Source organism: Streptomyces sp. NPDC059166, assembly GCF_042755185.1.
Classification (GTDB): Bacteria; Actinomycetota; Actinomycetes; order Streptomycetales; family Streptomycetaceae; genus Streptomyces.
This window is the reverse complement of sequence record NZ_JBHZCI010000011.1, coordinates 85363-101155: the sequence shown is the minus strand read 5'-3', so window position 1 is coordinate 101155 and position 15793 is coordinate 85363. Positions and strand designations below refer to the sequence as shown.

At 70.1% G+C, this 15793-nt stretch carries 13 protein-coding genes; 8 read left to right on the top strand and 5 right to left on the bottom strand.

Annotation, left to right across the window (positions count from 1 at the left end; all coding sequences use genetic code 11):
• Nucleotides 1-105: 105 nt before the first annotated feature.
• The 3 genes from gltX to ACFXOA_RS11035 all read right to left on the bottom strand — a co-directional run bounded on the left by gltX (nucleotide 106) and on the right by ACFXOA_RS11035 (nucleotide 2681).
• On the bottom strand, nucleotides 106-1626 hold the full coding sequence (gene gltX / locus ACFXOA_RS11045; protein WP_385024982.1) for a glutamate--tRNA ligase: 1521 nt from the start codon (nucleotides 1624-1626) through the stop codon (nucleotides 106-108).
• Entirely contained in the window at nucleotides 1619-2395 is a 777-nt protein-coding gene (locus ACFXOA_RS11040) for a fumarylacetoacetate hydrolase family protein (protein WP_385024979.1), read from the bottom strand. Before ACFXOA_RS11040 ends, gltX begins: the two co-directional genes overlap by 8 nt.
• A 103-nt stretch (nucleotides 2396-2498) precedes the next feature.
• Nucleotides 2499-2681, bottom strand: a complete 183-nt coding sequence (locus ACFXOA_RS11035) for a hypothetical protein (protein WP_385024977.1) — start codon at nucleotides 2679-2681, stop codon at nucleotides 2499-2501.
• A 609-nt stretch (nucleotides 2682-3290) separates the two neighbouring features.
• On the opposite strand from ACFXOA_RS11035, the gene ACFXOA_RS11030 reads away from it, so the two are divergent.
• The 8 genes from ACFXOA_RS11030 (at nucleotide 3291) to ACFXOA_RS10995 (ending at nucleotide 13731) form a co-directional block, all read left to right on the top strand.
• A complete protein-coding gene (locus ACFXOA_RS11030; protein ID WP_385024974.1) occupies nucleotides 3291-6887 on the top strand; it encodes a nitrate- and nitrite sensing domain-containing protein in 3597 nt (1198 codons plus the stop codon).
• Between the two features lie 9 nt (nucleotides 6888-6896).
• Nucleotides 6897-7310: a roadblock/LC7 domain-containing protein gene (locus ACFXOA_RS11025; RefSeq protein ID WP_006127850.1), complete on the top strand. Its 414-nt coding sequence runs from the start codon at nucleotides 6897-6899 to the stop codon at nucleotides 7308-7310.
• A 134-nt stretch (nucleotides 7311-7444) separates the two neighbouring features.
• Nucleotides 7445-7852 (top strand): DUF742 domain-containing protein, encoded by a 408-nt coding sequence (locus tag ACFXOA_RS11020; RefSeq protein ID WP_003966010.1) that lies wholly within the window; start codon nucleotides 7445-7447, stop codon nucleotides 7850-7852.
• Nucleotides 7833-8414, top strand: a complete 582-nt coding sequence (locus ACFXOA_RS11015; RefSeq protein WP_015611636.1) for an ATP/GTP-binding protein — start codon at nucleotides 7833-7835, stop codon at nucleotides 8412-8414. The genes ACFXOA_RS11020 and ACFXOA_RS11015 overlap by 20 nt, the downstream gene beginning before the upstream one ends.
• Nucleotides 8415-8765: 351 nt before the next feature.
• A complete protein-coding gene (locus ACFXOA_RS11010; RefSeq protein ID WP_385024970.1) occupies nucleotides 8766-11981 on the top strand; it encodes a nitrate- and nitrite sensing domain-containing protein in 3216 nt (1071 codons plus the stop codon).
• 10 nt (nucleotides 11982-11991) lie between these two features.
• Nucleotides 11992-12405, top strand: a complete 414-nt coding sequence (locus ACFXOA_RS11005; RefSeq protein ID WP_006127847.1) for a roadblock/LC7 domain-containing protein — start codon at nucleotides 11992-11994, stop codon at nucleotides 12403-12405.
• An 89-nt stretch (nucleotides 12406-12494) separates the two neighbouring features.
• A complete protein-coding gene (locus tag ACFXOA_RS11000; RefSeq protein ID WP_385024967.1) occupies nucleotides 12495-13169 on the top strand; it encodes a DUF742 domain-containing protein in 675 nt (224 codons plus the stop codon).
• Nucleotides 13150-13731, top strand: a complete 582-nt coding sequence (locus ACFXOA_RS10995; protein WP_014048542.1) for an ATP/GTP-binding protein — start codon at nucleotides 13150-13152, stop codon at nucleotides 13729-13731. The genes ACFXOA_RS11000 and ACFXOA_RS10995 overlap by 20 nt, the downstream gene beginning before the upstream one ends.
• Before the next feature lie 100 nt (nucleotides 13732-13831).
• Here ACFXOA_RS10995 and ACFXOA_RS10990 read toward each other — a convergent pair whose 3' ends face one another.
• Both ACFXOA_RS10990 and ACFXOA_RS10985 read right to left on the bottom strand, forming a co-directional pair.
• Nucleotides 13832-14032: an acyl-CoA carboxylase subunit epsilon gene (locus ACFXOA_RS10990; RefSeq protein ID WP_385024964.1), complete on the bottom strand. Its 201-nt coding sequence runs from the start codon at nucleotides 14030-14032 to the stop codon at nucleotides 13832-13834.
• Nucleotides 14033-14088: 56 nt separating this feature from the next.
• Entirely contained in the window at nucleotides 14089-15672 is a 1584-nt protein-coding gene (locus ACFXOA_RS10985; RefSeq protein WP_385024962.1) for an acyl-CoA carboxylase subunit beta, read from the bottom strand.
• Nucleotides 15673-15793 lie beyond the last annotated feature (121 nt).

Below are 15793 nucleotides of genomic sequence, written 5' to 3'. Positions count from 1 at the left end.
ACACGGCAAACCGGACCGCGCTCACCCCCGCGGCCGTTCCGGGCGCCCGGAACGGCCGGAGGCCGGGCCCCCAGGGGGGACCCGGCCTCCGGTGCGTGAAGGGCGTTACGCGGCCAGCTTCGCCAGTGCCGCGTCGATGCGGGCGATCGTCTTCTCGCGGCCCAGGATCTCCAGGGACTCGAAGAGCGGGAGCCCGACCGTGCGGCCGGTGACGGCGACCCGGACGGGGGCCTGCGCCTTGCCGAGCTTGAGGCCGTGCTGCTCGCCGGCGGTGAGCACGGCGGCCTTCAGCGCCTCCGCGTTCCACTCGGCGGCCGTCAGTTCGGCGCGGGCCGTGACGAGCAGGGCGTCGGAGCCCTCCTTCATGGCCTTGGTCCAGGAGGCCTCGTCGTGGACGGGCTCGTCCAGGAAGAGGAAGTCGACGTTGGCGGTGATGTCGGAGAGAACCGTCACACGTGTCTGGGCATGCGGGGCGATCTCGGCGAACTGCTCCGCGTCGAACGCCTCGGGCGCCCACGGCGCGAACGGCGCCCGCAGCCAGGGGCCGCACGCCTCGGTGAAGGTCTTCACGTCGATCATGCGCAGGTGCTCGGCGTTGATGTGCTCGGCCTTCTTCAGGTCGAACCGCGCCGGGTTGGCGTTGACGTCCGCGATGTCGAAGGCGGCGACCATCTCGTCGAGGCCGAAGATGTCGCGGTCCTCCGCGATCGACCAGCCGAGCAGCGAGAGGTAGTTGAGCAGCCCCTCGGGCAGGAAGCCGCGCTCGCGGTAGAGGTTGAGCGAGGCCTGCGGGTCACGCTTGGAGAGCTTCTTGTTGCCCTCCCCCATGACGTACGGGAGATGGCCGAAGGCGGGGATGCCCTTGGCGATCCCCAGCTCGATGAGCGCCCGGTACAGGGCGATCTGGCGGGGGGTGGAGGAGAGGAGGTCCTCGCCGCGCAGGACGTGGGTGATCTCCATCAGGGCGTCGTCGACCGGGTTGACGAGCGTGTACAGCGGCGCTCCGTTGGCGCGGACGATGCCGTAGTCGGGGACGTTCTCCGGCTGGACCGTGATGTCGCCCCGGACGAGGTCGGTGAAGGTGATCGCCTCGTCGGGCATCCGGAAGCGGACGATCGAGGTGCGGCCCTCGGCCTCGTACGCCGCCTTCCGCTCGTCGCTCAGGTCGCGGCAGTGGCCGTCGTAGCCCGACGGCTTGCCGGCGGCGCGGGCGGCGTCGCGGCGGGCGTCGAGCTCCTCCGTGGTGCAGTAGCAGGGGTAGGCGTGCCCGGCCTCCAGCAGCTTGGCCGCGACGTCCTTGTAGAGGTCCATGCGCTGCGACTGGCGGTACGGGGCGTGCGGGCCGCCGGTCTCGGGGCCCTCGTCCCAGTCCAGGCCGAGCCAGCGCATCGAGTCGAGCAGCTGGGTGTAGGACTCCTCGGAGTCCCGCGCCGCGTCGGTGTCCTCGATACGGAAGACCAGGGTGCCCTTGTGGTGACGGGCGAACGCCCAGTTGAACAGGGCGGTGCGGACCAGGCCCACGTGGGGGTTGCCGGTCGGCGAGGGACAGAAACGTACGCGCGGGGGTACCCCCTGCCCGAGCGGGGTCGAGACCTTGGGGGCAGGTGCGTCTGGTGCGTTAACCACGCTTGATCACCTTGTTGGTGAGAGTGCCGATACCTTCGATGGTGACGGCGACCTCGTCGCCGACGTGCAGGGGTCCCACCCCTGCGGGGGTCCCGGTGAGGATCACGTCGCCCGGGAGCAGCGTCATCGCCTCCGTGATGTGGACGACCAGGTCCTCCACGGAGCGGATCATGTCGCTCGTCCGGCCGAGCTGGCGCTGTTCGCCGTTGACCGTCGCCTGGATGGCCAGATCGCCGGGGTCGACGTCGGTCTCCACCCAGGGGCCGATGGGGCAGGAGGTGTCGAACCCCTTCGCCCGGGCCCACTGGCTCTCCCGGCGCTGGACGTCGCGGGCGGTGACGTCGTTGGCGCACGTGTAACCGAAGACGACGTCCTTGACCCGCTCACGCGGGACCTCCCGGCACATGCGGCCGATCACCACGGCCAGCTCGGCCTCGTGGTGCAGTTCCTCGGAGAAGGAGGGGTACTCGATGGAGTCGCTGGCGCCGATCACCGAGGTGGTGGGCTTGAAGAAGGCGACGGGCACATCCGGGACCTCGTTGCCCAGTTCGGCGGCGTGTTCCGCGTAGTTGCGGCCGATGGCCACGACCTTGTTGGGAAGCACGGGCGGCAGCAGCCGGACCTTCTTCAGCGGGACCTTGGTCCCGGAGAGTTCGAAGTCGGTGTACGGGATGCCCTTGATGATGTCGAGGACGAGGCTGTCGGGGCTGTCGCCCTCGACCGCGCCGAAGGCGACATTGCCGTCGATGGAGAACCTGGCGATGCGCACGGGATGCTGTCGCCCCTCACTTGCTGGCTGGCTGAAGACTGACGCTCCAGGCTAGCGCGCGTGAGGGGGACGGACGTGCGCCTCGCCCCGCGGGGCTCCGGGGCTACCGGGCCGCCGTGACCGGGGCCTCCATGAGGATGGTGCGCCGCGGGTTGGCCGTCTGGCTGGGCAGGTCGACGGCGTGCTCCCGCTGCTCCGGACCCTGGGGCACGTCGGCGCCGTCGAGGTGCGCCAGCGTCGTGCGCCGGGGGTTTGCGATGTTGCGGGAGACCATCGTCGTCTTCATATGCCGTTCGGATCCTTGTCGCTGGGGCGCCGCCCTGAGGTGCGCCGGTTGTCGGATTCGCCATCCGTGTAAAGCGCCAGGCTAAACATCCCGATCCCCGGGTTGGCCGGGATGAGACGGCGATCATCGTGTGAGTTTGCTCACCAACTTGCCGACAAACCGCTCATTGCAGGCAGTTGATCACGTGCAGCAAACCCGGCGTTACCTGCCCGAATCTGGCATTCCGCTCCCGATCATGGCGTGTGGGACACCCTCCACCCCCTGGATGATCACCCTGAATGGACCGTTTTGACCGTGAACACGTTCCACACCTCGTGACACGGCCGTCACACCGTGTCATACACGTCACAGCACGGTACGCGGGCCTTGTTGGAGATCCGCCACTGTGCTGGAATTCCACGCACCGCCGCGGGTTTCAGGCCCAGCGCGCAGGGGCGCAACGCAGCGCCGAGTGGCGGCGGGAGGGGGAAGTACGCCGGTCACTCACGACCACCATCGGGGCGCGCCCAGTGCCCCACGACGCCGACACCGTCCCGCCGTGCCACGCGCGGAGGGGCGCCTGGTCAAGAGGTTGCGACGCTAGTGCAGGGACGTTTCAAGAGGGATGGCATGGGGTCGCCCCAGCCCCGCCAGGGCCGAGGGGACAACTCGGCCGATCAGGAGCCGCGCGGCGGGAACGACCGTGGTTCCTCGCCCCAGCACGCCCCGAGCCCCGGCCCCGCCGGTGACGGCGGCGACGGCCGGCAGCGCTCCGCCGCTCCGGGTGCCGGCGCCGCGGAGGCTTCGGCGCCCCTCAAGCCGGTCGGCCCTCCCGACGCGGGTTCTCGCATAGCCCTGCGCAACTGGCGCATCAGCACCCGTCTGGTCTCCCTGCTCGCCCTTCCCGTGGTCGCCGCGACCACTCTGGGTGGTCTGCGCATCAACGAGTCCATGAACGACATGGACCAGCTGGAGCACATGCAGCTGCTGACCAAGATGACGAAGCAGGCGACCGCGCTCGCCGACGCGCTCCAGCAGGAGCGCGACAGCTCGGCCGGCCCGCTGTCGAACGGCGTGAAGGCCACCGACTACAAGGTCACCCAGCCTCGTGACCGCACGGACCGTGCGAAGGACGCCTTCTTCGAGGCGACCGACGAGATAGGCAACACCCCCGGCGACGCGACGCTGGACAGCATCCACGCGAGCGTCAGCCAGATCGGCATGCAGCTGGGCAACATCACCAGCATCCGCAAGGACGCGTACGCGGGCGACAGCCCCAGTCTCAACACGGTCGACCGGTACAGCCAGCTGATCACCTCGCTGCTGAGCCTGTCCCAGGACATGGCGCAGGCCACCAGCAACCCCGAGATGATCAAGCGGACCCGTGCGCTGGCCGCCTTCTCCTCCTCGAAGGAGTACGCCTCCGTCGAGCGCGCGATCATCGCCGCGGCGCTGCCGGGCGGCGACAGCACCAAGACGCACCTGAACGACAACGACCAGGCGTTCGGCCGCAACGCGCTGGAAAAGGCGAGCACCACCCTCAAGACCTTCGAGACGACCTACGAGTCCACCGGCAACAGCTCGGCCGAGCTGCTGGCGCCGCTGGACAGCGGGAATCCGGAGATCACCGCCGCGGACATGTACGCGCGCAAGGTGCTCGACAGCCCGCTGGGCATGGAGGGCAGCAAGGCCCGCACGTACATGGACTGGTACGACCAGAGCTCCAACAAGATCCAGGCCATGAAGACCATCGAGCAGACGCTGCTCGGTGAGATGGAGGCCAAGGCGCGCGAACTCCGCGAGGAGTCGCAGCGGGACGCGATCCTGAACGGTGCGATCATCCTGATCGTCCTCGGTGTGTCGCTGGTCGGCGCCTTCGTCGTGGCCCGGTCCATGATCCGCTCGCTGCGGCGTCTGCAGGACACCGCGACCCGGGTCGCCCAGGACCGTCTGCCCGAGCTCGTCAAGCAGCTCTCCGAGACCGACCCGCAGGACGTCGACACCTCCGTCGAGTCGGTCGGTGTGCACTCCCGTGACGAGATCGGCCAGGTGGCCGCGGCCTTCGACGACGTGCACCGCGAGGCGGTCCGTCTGGCCGCCGAGCAGGCGCTGCTGCGGGGCAACGTCAACGCGATGTTCACCAACCTCTCGCGCCGCAGCCAGGGCCTCATCCAGCGTCAGCTCTCGCTCATCTCCGAACTGGAGTCGCGCGAGGCCGACCCGGACCAGCTGTCCTCGCTCTTCAAGCTCGACCACCTCGCCACGCGTATGCGCCGTAACGGTGAGAACCTCCTCGTCCTCGCGGGTGAGGAGCCGGGACGCCGGTGGACGCGGCCGGTTCCTCTGGTCGACGTGCTCCGTGCCGCCGCGTCCGAGGTGGAGCAGTACGAGCGCATCGAGCTGGCCGCGGTGCCCGCGACCGATGTCGCCGGCCGCGTCGTCAACGACCTCGTGCACCTGCTCGCCGAGCTGCTGGAGAACGCCACGTCGTTCTCCTCGCCGCAGACGAAGGTCCGGGTCACCGGTCACGCGCTGCCCGACGGCCGTGTGCTCGTCGAGATCCACGACACCGGTATCGGTCTCTCCCCCGAGGACCTGGCCGCGATCAACGAACGGCTCGCCTCGCCGCCCACCGTGGACGTCTCGGTGTCCCGGCGCATGGGTCTGTTCGTGGTCGGCCGGCTGTCGCTGCGTCACGGTATCCGGATCCAGCTGCGTCCCTCGGACTCCGGCGGTACGACCGCGCTCGTCATGCTGCCCATGGAGGTCGCGCACGGCGGCAAGCAGCCGCCGAAGCCCGGCCAGCAGGGCAAGGGCCAGGGGCAGGGCCAGCAGAAGGGCGCGCCCGGCGGCCTCCTCGCCGGCGGCGCTCCGTCCGGCGGCGGCCGGCGTCCCGCCGGTCCGGAGAACGGGCTGGGCGCGTCGGCACCGCGCGGCGAGGTCGGCGCAGGCGCCGCCCCGCGCGCCGCGCTGCCCGCCCGCGACGGTGGCCCCGGCAGGCCCCAGCAGGGGCCCGGCGGTCAGGGACCGCGCCAGGGCGGCGGCCTCGCCGGCGCCTTCAGCGGCGCCCGGGGCGGGGCACGTCCCGCGCCCGACTCCGCCACGGGACCGAACCTGTTCGGTCACTCCGGCCCGCAGAGCGGCCCGCCGGCCCGGCAGACCCCGCAGGCCTCCCAGCAGGCCCAGCCCGGCCGGCCCGGCCCGAACGGCCCGCAGCAGCCCGGTGGCCCCGGCCGTCAGCTGCCTCCCTCCGGCGGCCCCCGCGCCGAGCTGCCCGGCGGTGCCCCCCAGCAGCCCGGGCGTCCGGCGGGAACCAGTTGGGGTGCCCAGGAGCAGAACGCTCCCCGGCGTCCGCAGCAGGACACGCCGCGCGGTCACGAGGAGCACGACACCGGCCGGTTCGCCCGGCCCGGCACCTCCGCGCCCGACCAGCAGTTCCCCCCGGCGGACCGGCGTCCGCCCATGAATGACCGTCAGGGCCCCGGCAGCACCGCGGAGTTCGCACGTCCGGACTTCTCGGCACCGCGCCCGCAGGCTCCGCAGGCCCCCGACCCGGCGAGCACCGCGCAGTTCGCCCGCCCGGACTTCGACGCGCCCGCGCCCACGGGCTTCCCCGCCCGGCAGGCTCCCGCTCCCCGCCAGGCCCCCGACGCCGACTTCGGCGCCCCGCGGCCCCCGGCGCAGTTCGCCGCCGAGCCGCCGCGTCGTCCGGCCCTGCCGCAGCAGCCCGAGGTGCTCCCGCCGGCCGGTCCCGGTGACGGGCGTACACCGCTGTACGACACGCTGGAGACGAACTGGTTCCACGGCCCGCAGCAGGGTGGCCAGCAGCCGCCCGCGGCCGAGCCGCAGGCACCGGCCTCTCCCCAGCCCGCCGGCACTCCGCCTCCCGCCATGCCCAGGCGTGGCGCGGCCGATTCCGGTGCCACCAGTTCATGGCGCGCCTCGCCCAACGACGAACTCGTGCGGCAGGCGGAGCGCGTCAAGAAGCCCGCCGCGGGCGGGATCACCACGTCCGGGCTGCCACGCCGCGTCCCACGTGCCAATTTGGTGCCGGGCACCGCTCAGCAGCAGAATCATCAGTCCGGACCTCAGGTTTCGCGTGCGCCGGATGACGTACGCGGCCGTCTGACCAATCTCCGCCGGGGCATCCAGCAGGGACGACAGGCCAACAGCGGCTCGTCTACCGGCAGTTTCCAACTCGGCCCCACTCACCAGCAGGAGCGTTAGTTGAGCCCCATGAGTCAGGCCGCGCAGAATCTGAACTGGCTGATCACCAACTTCGTGGACAACACCCCAGGGGTGTCGCACACGGTGGTGGTCTCCGCCGATGGCCTGCTGCTGGCGATGTCCGAAGGATTTCCGCGCGACCGCGCCGACCAGCTGGCGGCTGTCGCCTCGGGCCTGACGTCGCTGACGGCGGGTGCCTCCCGGATCTTCGAAGGCGGGGCCGTGAGTCAGACGGTCGTGGAGATGGAGAGAGGGTTCCTCTTCCTCATGTCCATCTCGGACGGCTCGTCACTGGCCGTTCTCGCCCACCCGGACGCCGACATCGGTCTGGTCGGGTACGAGATGGCGCTCCTCGTCGACCGTGCGGGGACCGTCCTCACCCCTGACCTCCGTGCCGAACTACAAGGCAGTCTGCTCCACTAGGCGGTCATGCGGCAGACACCTGACACGATCCCCCCAGGTACTACAGAAAACCCTCACCCGTCCGGCCGACACAGCCCCCCACCGGCCACCTTCAGACGGCAAGCCGACATCCTGCTGTCACGCCCGGAGGACTTATGACCCCGCCACCCGCCTCACCCGATCCGTACGGCGCACTGCACCACGCGTCGTACGACGGTGAAGGCGACCAGCCGCTGGTACGTCCGTACGCCATGACCGGTGGCCGGACCCGGCCCCGGTACCAGCTCGCGATAGAGGCACTGGTCAGCACGACCGCGGACCCCGCACACCTCGGGACGCTGCTTCCCGAGCACCAGCGGATCTGCCACCTCTGCCGTGAGGTCAAGTCGGTGGCCGAGGTGTCCGCCCTGCTGTCCATGCCCCTGGGTGTGGCACGGATCCTCGTGGCGGACCTGGCGGAAGCCGGCATGGTGGCCATCCACCAGCCGGGCAACGGAGAGGCCGGCGGCGCGCCGGATGTGACACTGCTCGAAAGGGTGCTCAGTGGACTTCGCAAGCTCTAGCGGCGGTACGGCCCGTGCCACCACCTCGGCGAAGATCGTGGTGGCAGGGGGCTTCGGCGTGGGTAAGACCACGTTTGTCGGTGCCGTCTCGGAGATCAATCCGCTGCGTACCGAAGCCGTGATGACGTCCGCCTCCGCGGGCATCGACGACCTGACCCACACCGGGGACAAGACCACGACCACCGTGGCCATGGACTTCGGACGCATCACCCTGGACCAGGACCTGATCCTCTACCTGTTCGGCACCCCCGGACAGGACCGCTTCTGGTTCATGTGGGACGACCTGGTCCGCGGCGCCATCGGCGCCGTCGTCCTCGTCGACACCCGCCGCCTCGCCGACTGCTTCCCCGCGGTCGACTACTTCGAGAACAGCGGCCTGCCCTTCGTCATCGCCCTCAACGGCTTCGACGGACACCAGCCCTACACCCCCGACGAAGTACGCGAAGCACTCCAGATCGGCCCCGACGCCCCGATCATCACGACGGACGCACGGCACCGCGCCGACGCCAAGAGCGGCCTGATCACCCTGGTCGAGCACGCGCTCATGGCCCGCCTGAAGTAGTCGCAAGTCGGCAGTGATCTACGGAAGTTGCCGTAGTCACACGCGGGGGCGGCCTGTGTCCTTTGACACGCTCCGCCCCCGCGTTCATAACATTTCGACAGAGAATTCGAGCCCCGTCGATACCCGATGCGCACGGGCGGTACCACTGCGCTCATACGAGCCCCGCCTTTTGACGGGGCTCGCTCTTTATGCCCGATTTATCTACGGGCAGGCGCACTCGGAACCGCGCATTCCGACTGTTTGGAACGCGACCCATCCGCGTGCTGCAATGCCTCGAACTACCCAGTAGTACGGCCCCCTGAACGTAATCCGGCACAACGTAGGTGCCGACGCCGAGAGGTTGTTGGTCGAGTGAGGCGAAGCAACGAGGGCTCCGCGGCGCAGCCGGAACGGGGCAACTTCACCCCGCCGCAACGCGCTGTGGTGCCTCCGCCCGCGGACACGGTGTCCGAGGCGGAGCCGGCGGGCGGCACCGGCAGCCGTCTGTCACCGCGCAACTGGCGGGTGCCCACCAGGCTGAACGCCATTCTCCTGATCCCGGCGCTCGTCGGTCTGGTCATGGGCGGCTTCCAGGTGAAGGGCTCGCTCGACACCTGGAACGAGGCCCAGGACGCCGAGAAGACGGCCCTGGTCGTCCGCGCCGCCGCGGAGTACGGACAGGCGCTGCTGAACGAGCGTGACCTCACCGCACAGCCCCTGCTGTCCAACAAGCGCACCGCGCCCGAGGTCGAGCGGGCGCGGGCCACCACGGACAGCGCCGCCGCGAAGTTCGACGCCGCCGTGCAGAACATGCCGGACAAGGAGGGCCTGCACCGCCGCCTGAAGCTCTTCAAGGTGGAGGAGCCGCTCCTTCCCGATCTCCGCAAGGCCGCCTACGCCGAGGCGATGGACCCGGTGAAGACGGAGGAGGGCTACACCAAGGTCCAGCACTCGCTGATGGAGTTCTCCAACGAGCTCGGCCTCGGTACCGGCAACATCACCAGCTACGGCCGGACGGTGTACGCGATCGAGCTGGCCAAGGCCGCAGAATCGCTTCAGCGCTCGATCGGCATGCACCTGCTGGTGCGCCCGAGCCAGGAGACCCGTAACTTCAACGGCCAGGTCACCGCGTTCAGCTCGTACAACTACCTGGAGCAGATCGCCCTCGGCGAGTTCGTCTCCGGTGGCACCGAGGCCGACGCGGCCCGCCTCAAGGAGGTCATGGCCGGCAAGGCCGCCGAGGGCGCCAAGCAGCTCAAGGCAGCCCAGGCGCAGGCCAAGGCCGCAGGCAAGCCCTTCGTGGCACCCCCGAGCATCGACGGCTCGGTGTTCGACGGCATGGCCCAGCAGATCGGCCAGGGCAAGCAGCCGGACGAGCTGAAGGCCAAGGGGATCACCCCCGAGACCTGGATGGCCGCGGCCACCGCGAAGTTCGACGGCTACACCACGGTCGAGAACGAGCTCGTCGACAAGGCGGTGACCGAGGCCGCCGCGATCTCGGCGGACGCCCGCAACGACGCCGTCGTCAACGCCGCGATCGTGATCGTCGCGCTGCTGGCCGCCTTCGTCATCGCCGGGCTCATGGCCCGCCAGATGAGCCGTTCGATGCGCCAGCTGCGTACCGCCGCCTTCAACATCGCCGAGCAGCGGCTCCCGATGCTGGTCGACCAGCTGTCGCGGACCGAGCCCGGCCGGGTGGACACCCGGGTCCAGCCGATCCCGATCAACAGCCAGGACGAGATCGGCGAGGTCGCCCGCGCCTTCGACCAGGTGCACCGCGAGGCCGTCCGGCTCGCCGCCGAGCAGGCCATGCTCCGTGGGAACGTCAACGCGATCTTCACCAACCTGTCGCGCCGCAACCAGTCGCTCATCGAGGGCCAGCTGACCCTGATCACCGACCTGGAGAACAACGAGGCCGACCCGGACCAGCTGGAGAGCCTCTTCAAGCTGGACCACCTCGCCACGCGTATGCGCCGCAACGGCGAGAACCTCCTGGTCCTCGCCGGCGAGGAGCCGGGCCGCCGCTGGAACCAGCCTGTTCCGCTGGTCGACGTCCTGCGGGCCGCCTCCTCCGAGGTGGAGTCGTACGAGCGCATCGAGCTCACCGGCGTCCCGGAGAGCGAGATCCACGGCCAGGCCGTGACCGACCTCGTGCACCTGCTGGCCGAGCTGCTGGAGAACGCCACCACGTTCTCCTCCCCGCAGACCAAGGTCCGCGTGACCGCGACCCGGCTGCCCGACGGCCGTGTCATGGTCGAGATCCACGACAAGGGCATCGGCCTCACCGCCGAGGACTTCGCCGACATCAACCACAAGCTGGCGAACCCGCCGACCGTGGACGCCGCGGTGTCCCAGCGCATGGGCCTGTTCGTGGTCGGGCGGCTGGCCGACCGCCACGGCATCCGGGTCCAGCTGCGCCCCTCGGGCGAGCAGGCGGGCACCACGTCGCTGGTCATGCTCCCGGACGCGATCACGCACGGTGGCGGCGGCGAGTCCGCCCAGGAGGACGACTTCACCGTCTCCTCGATCATCCCCGAGCAGCGGCAGGCCCAGGGCTTCGACGGCGGCCACTCGCTCGCCCCGATGCGTACGGCGGCCGAACTCGGCTTCGACGACTCGCGCTACGACACCGAAGCCGCGGACTCCCCGCAGCTGGACCCGGTCAACCGCTCGCTGATGCGTGAGGAGCGCCGGGCGGCGCTGGAGGCGCAGTCCTCGGACGAGCGGTCCCTGTTCCAGGCCGGAGGCCAGGCGCAGCCGCAGGACTACTCCCAGGAGCACTACCCCCAGGAGCAGTTCGGCCAGGAGCAGCAGTACGCGCCCGAGCAGTACGCCCCCGAGCAGCAGCAGGGGTACGCGCAGCCCGGCTACGAGGGCGGCTACGACGCGTACGCGGGCGACGGCTACCAGGAACCGCAGAACTCCTTCGCGGAAGCCGCGTACCCGGCTCAGGACGGCCTGCGGGAGCAGTACGCCGATCCGTTCGCGGCTCAGAACGGTGCCCCCCACCAGGGGGACTGGGCCGGGCAGGGTTCGTACCAGGGCTCCTACGAGCCCGAGGCGCCGGCCGAAGCGGAATCCACGCCGAGCACGCCCGCCGGGTCGTCCGAGCGCGTAGGCTTCGAGCGCCCGGGGCCCAGCCCGAACCCTGGTCACGACCTGACCGAGGCGGGGCTCCCGCGCCGGGGCGCCGGCCAGCAGCACTGGCAGCCCACCGGCCGCGGAAACGATCAGCCCGCACCTCCTGAGCAGCGGCAGCGGCCCCGGCAGGAACAGCCGCAGACGCAGCCCGAGCAGGCGGACGCGGACACGCACGGCGACTGGCGCTCGGCGAACGACGAGCGCTGGGAGCGGGCCGAGAAGCTCCGGGATCCGAAGGCGGGCGGGATCACGCCTTCCGGACTCCCCCGGCGCGTGCCCAAGGCCAATCTGGTCGAGGGCACGGCGGAGCAGACCCAGCAGGGCGGCCCACAGGTCTCCCGCGCCCCCGAGGACGTACGGGGCAGGTTGAGCAACCTGCGCCGCGGGGTCCTGCGGGGACGTTCCGCGGGGTCGGACACAAGTAATACCTACAACCAGGAGCGTTAGTGTGAGCCCGATGAGCCAGGCGGCGCAGAATCTGAACTGGTTGATCACCAACTTCGTGGACAACACCCCAGGGGTGTCGCACACGGTGGTGGTCTCCGCCGACGGACTCCTGCTGGCGATGTCCGAAGGTTTCCCACGGGACCGCGCCGACCAGCTGGCGGCCGTGGCCTCCGGCCTGACGTCGCTGACGGCGGGTGCCTCCCGGATCTTCGAGGGCGGCGCCGTGAATCAGACCGTTGTGGAGATGGAGCGAGGATTCCTCTTCATCATGTCCATCTCTGACGGATCCTCACTGGCCGTTCTCGCCCACCCGGACGCCGATATCGGCCTGGTTGGGTACGAAATGGCACTTCTCGTGGACCGTGCGGGAAGTGTTCTGACCCCGGACCTCCGTGCCGAACTCCAGGGAAGTCTTCTTAACTAATAGACAGACAGTGCGTTTCTCGTCACCGCGCCATAAGGTGCGGTGGCGCGGCACCACTGGGATGGCGACCGGCAGTCGGAGGAGGAATCGTGGCAGCACCCACAGGCGGGCACCCGTACGAGGGCGATGGGCGGGTCCCGGGTGAGCAGGGTGACAACCGTTTCGACACCCCCTCCATGCCCGGCAGAATGGGCCCGCAGGAGTCCTACCAGCCGTATCAGCAGTACCAGCAGCCCTATCAGCAGGCGCAGCAGGGCCCACAGGGCGGCGACTGGCAGCAGCCCGGTCCCGGCTGGACCCAGCAGCATCCTCCGTACCAGCAGCCGCAGCACGAGCCACAGCAGCCGCAGCGGTACGAGACGCCGCCGTCGCGCATCCAGCCCGTGCAGCGGCAGGCACCCGCGCCCGCGAAGCCCTCGGGACACAACCCGCTGGTCCGTCCGTACGCAATGACCGGTGGCCGGACCCGGCCCCGGTACCAGCTCGCCATCGAGGCGCTGGTGAGCACCACGGCTGATCCTGCCCGGCTGCAAGGGCAGTTGCCCGAGCACCAGCGGATCTGCCGGCTGTGCATCGAGATCAAGTCGGTGGCCGAGGTGTCGGCCCTGCTCTCGATCCCGCTCGGCGTTGCCCGGATCCTCGTCGCCGACCTGGCCGAGGCCGGACTCGTCGCTATCCATCAGCCCGGCGGCGACGAGGCCGCCGGCGGCCAACCAGACGTGACACTGCTCGAAAGGGTGCTCAGTGGACTTCGCAAGCTCTAGCGGCGGAGCGGCCCGCTCCACTACCTCGGCGAAGATCGTGGTGGCAGGGGGCTTCGGCGTGGGTAAGACCACGTTTGTCGGTGCCGTCTCGGAGATCAATCCGCTGCGTACCGAAGCCGTGATGACGTCCGCCTCCGCGGGCATCGACGACCTGACCCACACCGGGGACAAGACCACGACCACCGTGGCCATGGACTTCGGACGCATCACCCTGGACCAGGACCTGATCCTCTACCTGTTCGGCACCCCCGGACAGGACCGCTTCTGGTTCATGTGGGACGACCTGGTCCGCGGCGCCATCGGCGCCGTCGTCCTCGTCGACACCCGCCGCCTCGCCGACTGCTTCCCCGCGGTCGACTACTTCGAGAACAGCGGCCTGCCCTTCGTCATCGCCCTCAACGGCTTCGACGGACACCAGCCCTACACCCCCGACGAAGTACGCGAAGCACTCCAGATCGGCCCGGACACCCCGATCCTGACCACGGACGCACGGCACCGCGCCGACGCCAAGAGCGCGCTGATCACCCTGGTCGAGCACGCACTCATGGCCCGCCTGCGCTGAACCGGCCGCCGCACACGGTGAAGGCCCCGTACTCCTCGAGGAGTACGGGGCCTTCACCGTTGCACGGGAGCCGCCCGGGAAGAGCCCGGGCGGGCCGTTCTCAGCCCTGCCAGCTGTGCGGGGCCCGGAAACCGGGGGTGCGCTCCAGGCGGCGCCATCCGGCCGTGCTGCGGCCGCGGTGGGCGGGCGCCTCGGGCTGGGCGGCCGCGCGGGCGAGCAGGACGGCGGTGATGGCGGCGAGCTCCTCGGGGCCGGCCTGGCCCCTCTCGACGCGCAGGACGGAATCGGCGGGAGTGGTCATGGTGTCTCCGTCTTCTGGGCAGTGGGCGGACGTCTGCGGGGTTGCCGCGCGGTCGGCTACTGCGGGGGGTTGCCGTGCTTGCGGGACGGCAGGTCGGCGTGCTTGTTGCGGAGCATCGCGAGCGAGGCGATCAGCACCTCGCGCGTCTCGGCCGGGTCGATGACGTCGTCGACCAGGCCGCGCTCGGCCGCGTAGTAGGGGTGCATCAGCTCGGCCTTGTACTCCTTGACCATGCGGGCCCGCATGGCCTCGGGGTCCTCGGCGTCGGCGATCTGCCGGCGGAAGATGACGTTGGCGGCACCTTCGGCGCCCATCACCGCGATCTCGTTGGTCGGCCACGCGTAGGTCAGGTCGGCGCCGATGGACTGGCTGTCCATGACGATGTAGGCGCCGCCGTAGGCCTTGCGCAGGATCAGCGAGATCCTCGGCACGGTCGCGTTGCAGTACGCGTACAGGAGCTTCGCGCCGTGCCGGATGATCCCACCGTGCTCCTGGTCGACGCCGGGCAGGAAGCCGGGTACGTCCAGGAGAGTGATGATGGGGATGTTGAACGCGTCACACATCTGGACGAACCGGGCGGCCTTCTCGGACGCCTCGATGTCCAGCACACCGGCCAGCGCCTGCGGCTGGTTGGCGACGATCCCGACGACCTGGCCGTCGAGGCGGGCCAGGGCGCAGACGATGTTGCGGGCCCAGCGCTCGTGGACCTCCAGGAAGTCGCCGTCGTCGACGAGCTCCTCGATGACCTTGTGCATGTCGTAGGGGCGGTTGCCGTCGGCGGGGACCAGGTCCAGCAGGACGTCGCCGCGGCGGTCGGCCGGGTCGTCGCTGTGGACGACCGGCGGGTTCTCCCGGTTGTTGGAGGGCAGCATCCCGATCAGGTAGCGGACCTCGGCGATGCAGGTCTCCTCGTCGTCGTACGCGAAGTGCGCGACGCCCGAGGTCTCGGCGTGCACGTCGGCGCCGCCGAGGCCGTTCTGGGTGATCTCCTCACCGGTGACCGCCTTCACGACGTCCGGGCCGGTGATGAACATCTGCGAGGTCTCACGGACCATGAAGACGAAGTCGGTCAGGGCGGGGCTGTAGGCCGCGCCGCCCGCGCACGGGCCGAGCATCACGGAGATCTGCGGGATGACACCCGAGGCCCGGGTGTTGCGCTGGAAGATGCCGCCGTAGCCGGCGAGCGCCGAGACGCCCTCCTGGATGCGCGCGCCCGCGCCGTCGTTCAGGGAGACCAGCGGGGCACCGGCCGAGATGGCCATGTCCATGATCTTGTGGATCTTCGTGGCGTGGGCCTCGCCCAGCGCCCCGCCGAAGATCCGGAAGTCGTGCGCGTAGACGAAGACCGTCCGGCCCTCGACCGTGCCCCAGCCGGTGATGACACCGTCGGTGTACGGCTTCTTGGCCTCCAGGCCGAAACCGGTCGCCCGGTGCCGGCGCAGCTGCTCGACCTCCTTGAACGAACCCTCGTCCAGCAGCAGCTCGATGCGCTCCCTGGCGGTCAGCTTGCCCTTGGCGTGCTGCGCCTCGGTCGCCCGGTCGCTCGGTCCACGCCGGGCCTGCTCACGCAGCGCCAGCAGTTCGGCCACCCGGCCACGCGTGTCGCTCGACTCACCCGGGATTTCGTCCACAACGGTCATACGTCGACCCTACGAACCCGACCGCGTAAACCCCGCCGTTCACTCCGGACAGTCTCCTGACCGGTTTCCTGGTGGCACCCGACAGAAGGCGGGCGCCGTGCAGCCCATCCACCAGCCCGGA

Excerpts from the sequence above, each read along its gene's own strand:
- ACFXOA_RS11035 (WP_385024977.1), bottom strand. The coding sequence starts at position 2,681 with ATGAAGACGACGATGGTCTCCCGCAACATCGCAAACCCCCGGCGCACG.
- ACFXOA_RS11030 (WP_385024974.1), top strand. The coding sequence starts at position 3,291 with ATGGGGTCGCCCCAGCCCCGCCAGGGCCGAGGGGACAACTCGGCCGAT.
- ACFXOA_RS11025 (WP_006127850.1), top strand. The coding sequence starts at position 6,897 with ATGAGTCAGGCCGCGCAGAATCTGAACTGGCTGATCACCAACTTCGTG.
- ACFXOA_RS11020 (WP_003966010.1), top strand. The coding sequence starts at position 7,445 with ATGACCCCGCCACCCGCCTCACCCGATCCGTACGGCGCACTGCACCAC.
- ACFXOA_RS11005 (WP_006127847.1), top strand. The coding sequence starts at position 11,992 with ATGAGCCAGGCGGCGCAGAATCTGAACTGGTTGATCACCAACTTCGTG.
- ACFXOA_RS10990 (WP_385024964.1), bottom strand. The coding sequence starts at position 14,032 with ATGACCACTCCCGCCGATTCCGTCCTGCGCGTCGAGAGGGGCCAGGCC.
- ACFXOA_RS10985 (WP_385024962.1), bottom strand. The coding sequence starts at position 15,672 with ATGACCGTTGTGGACGAAATCCCGGGTGAGTCGAGCGACACGCGTGGC.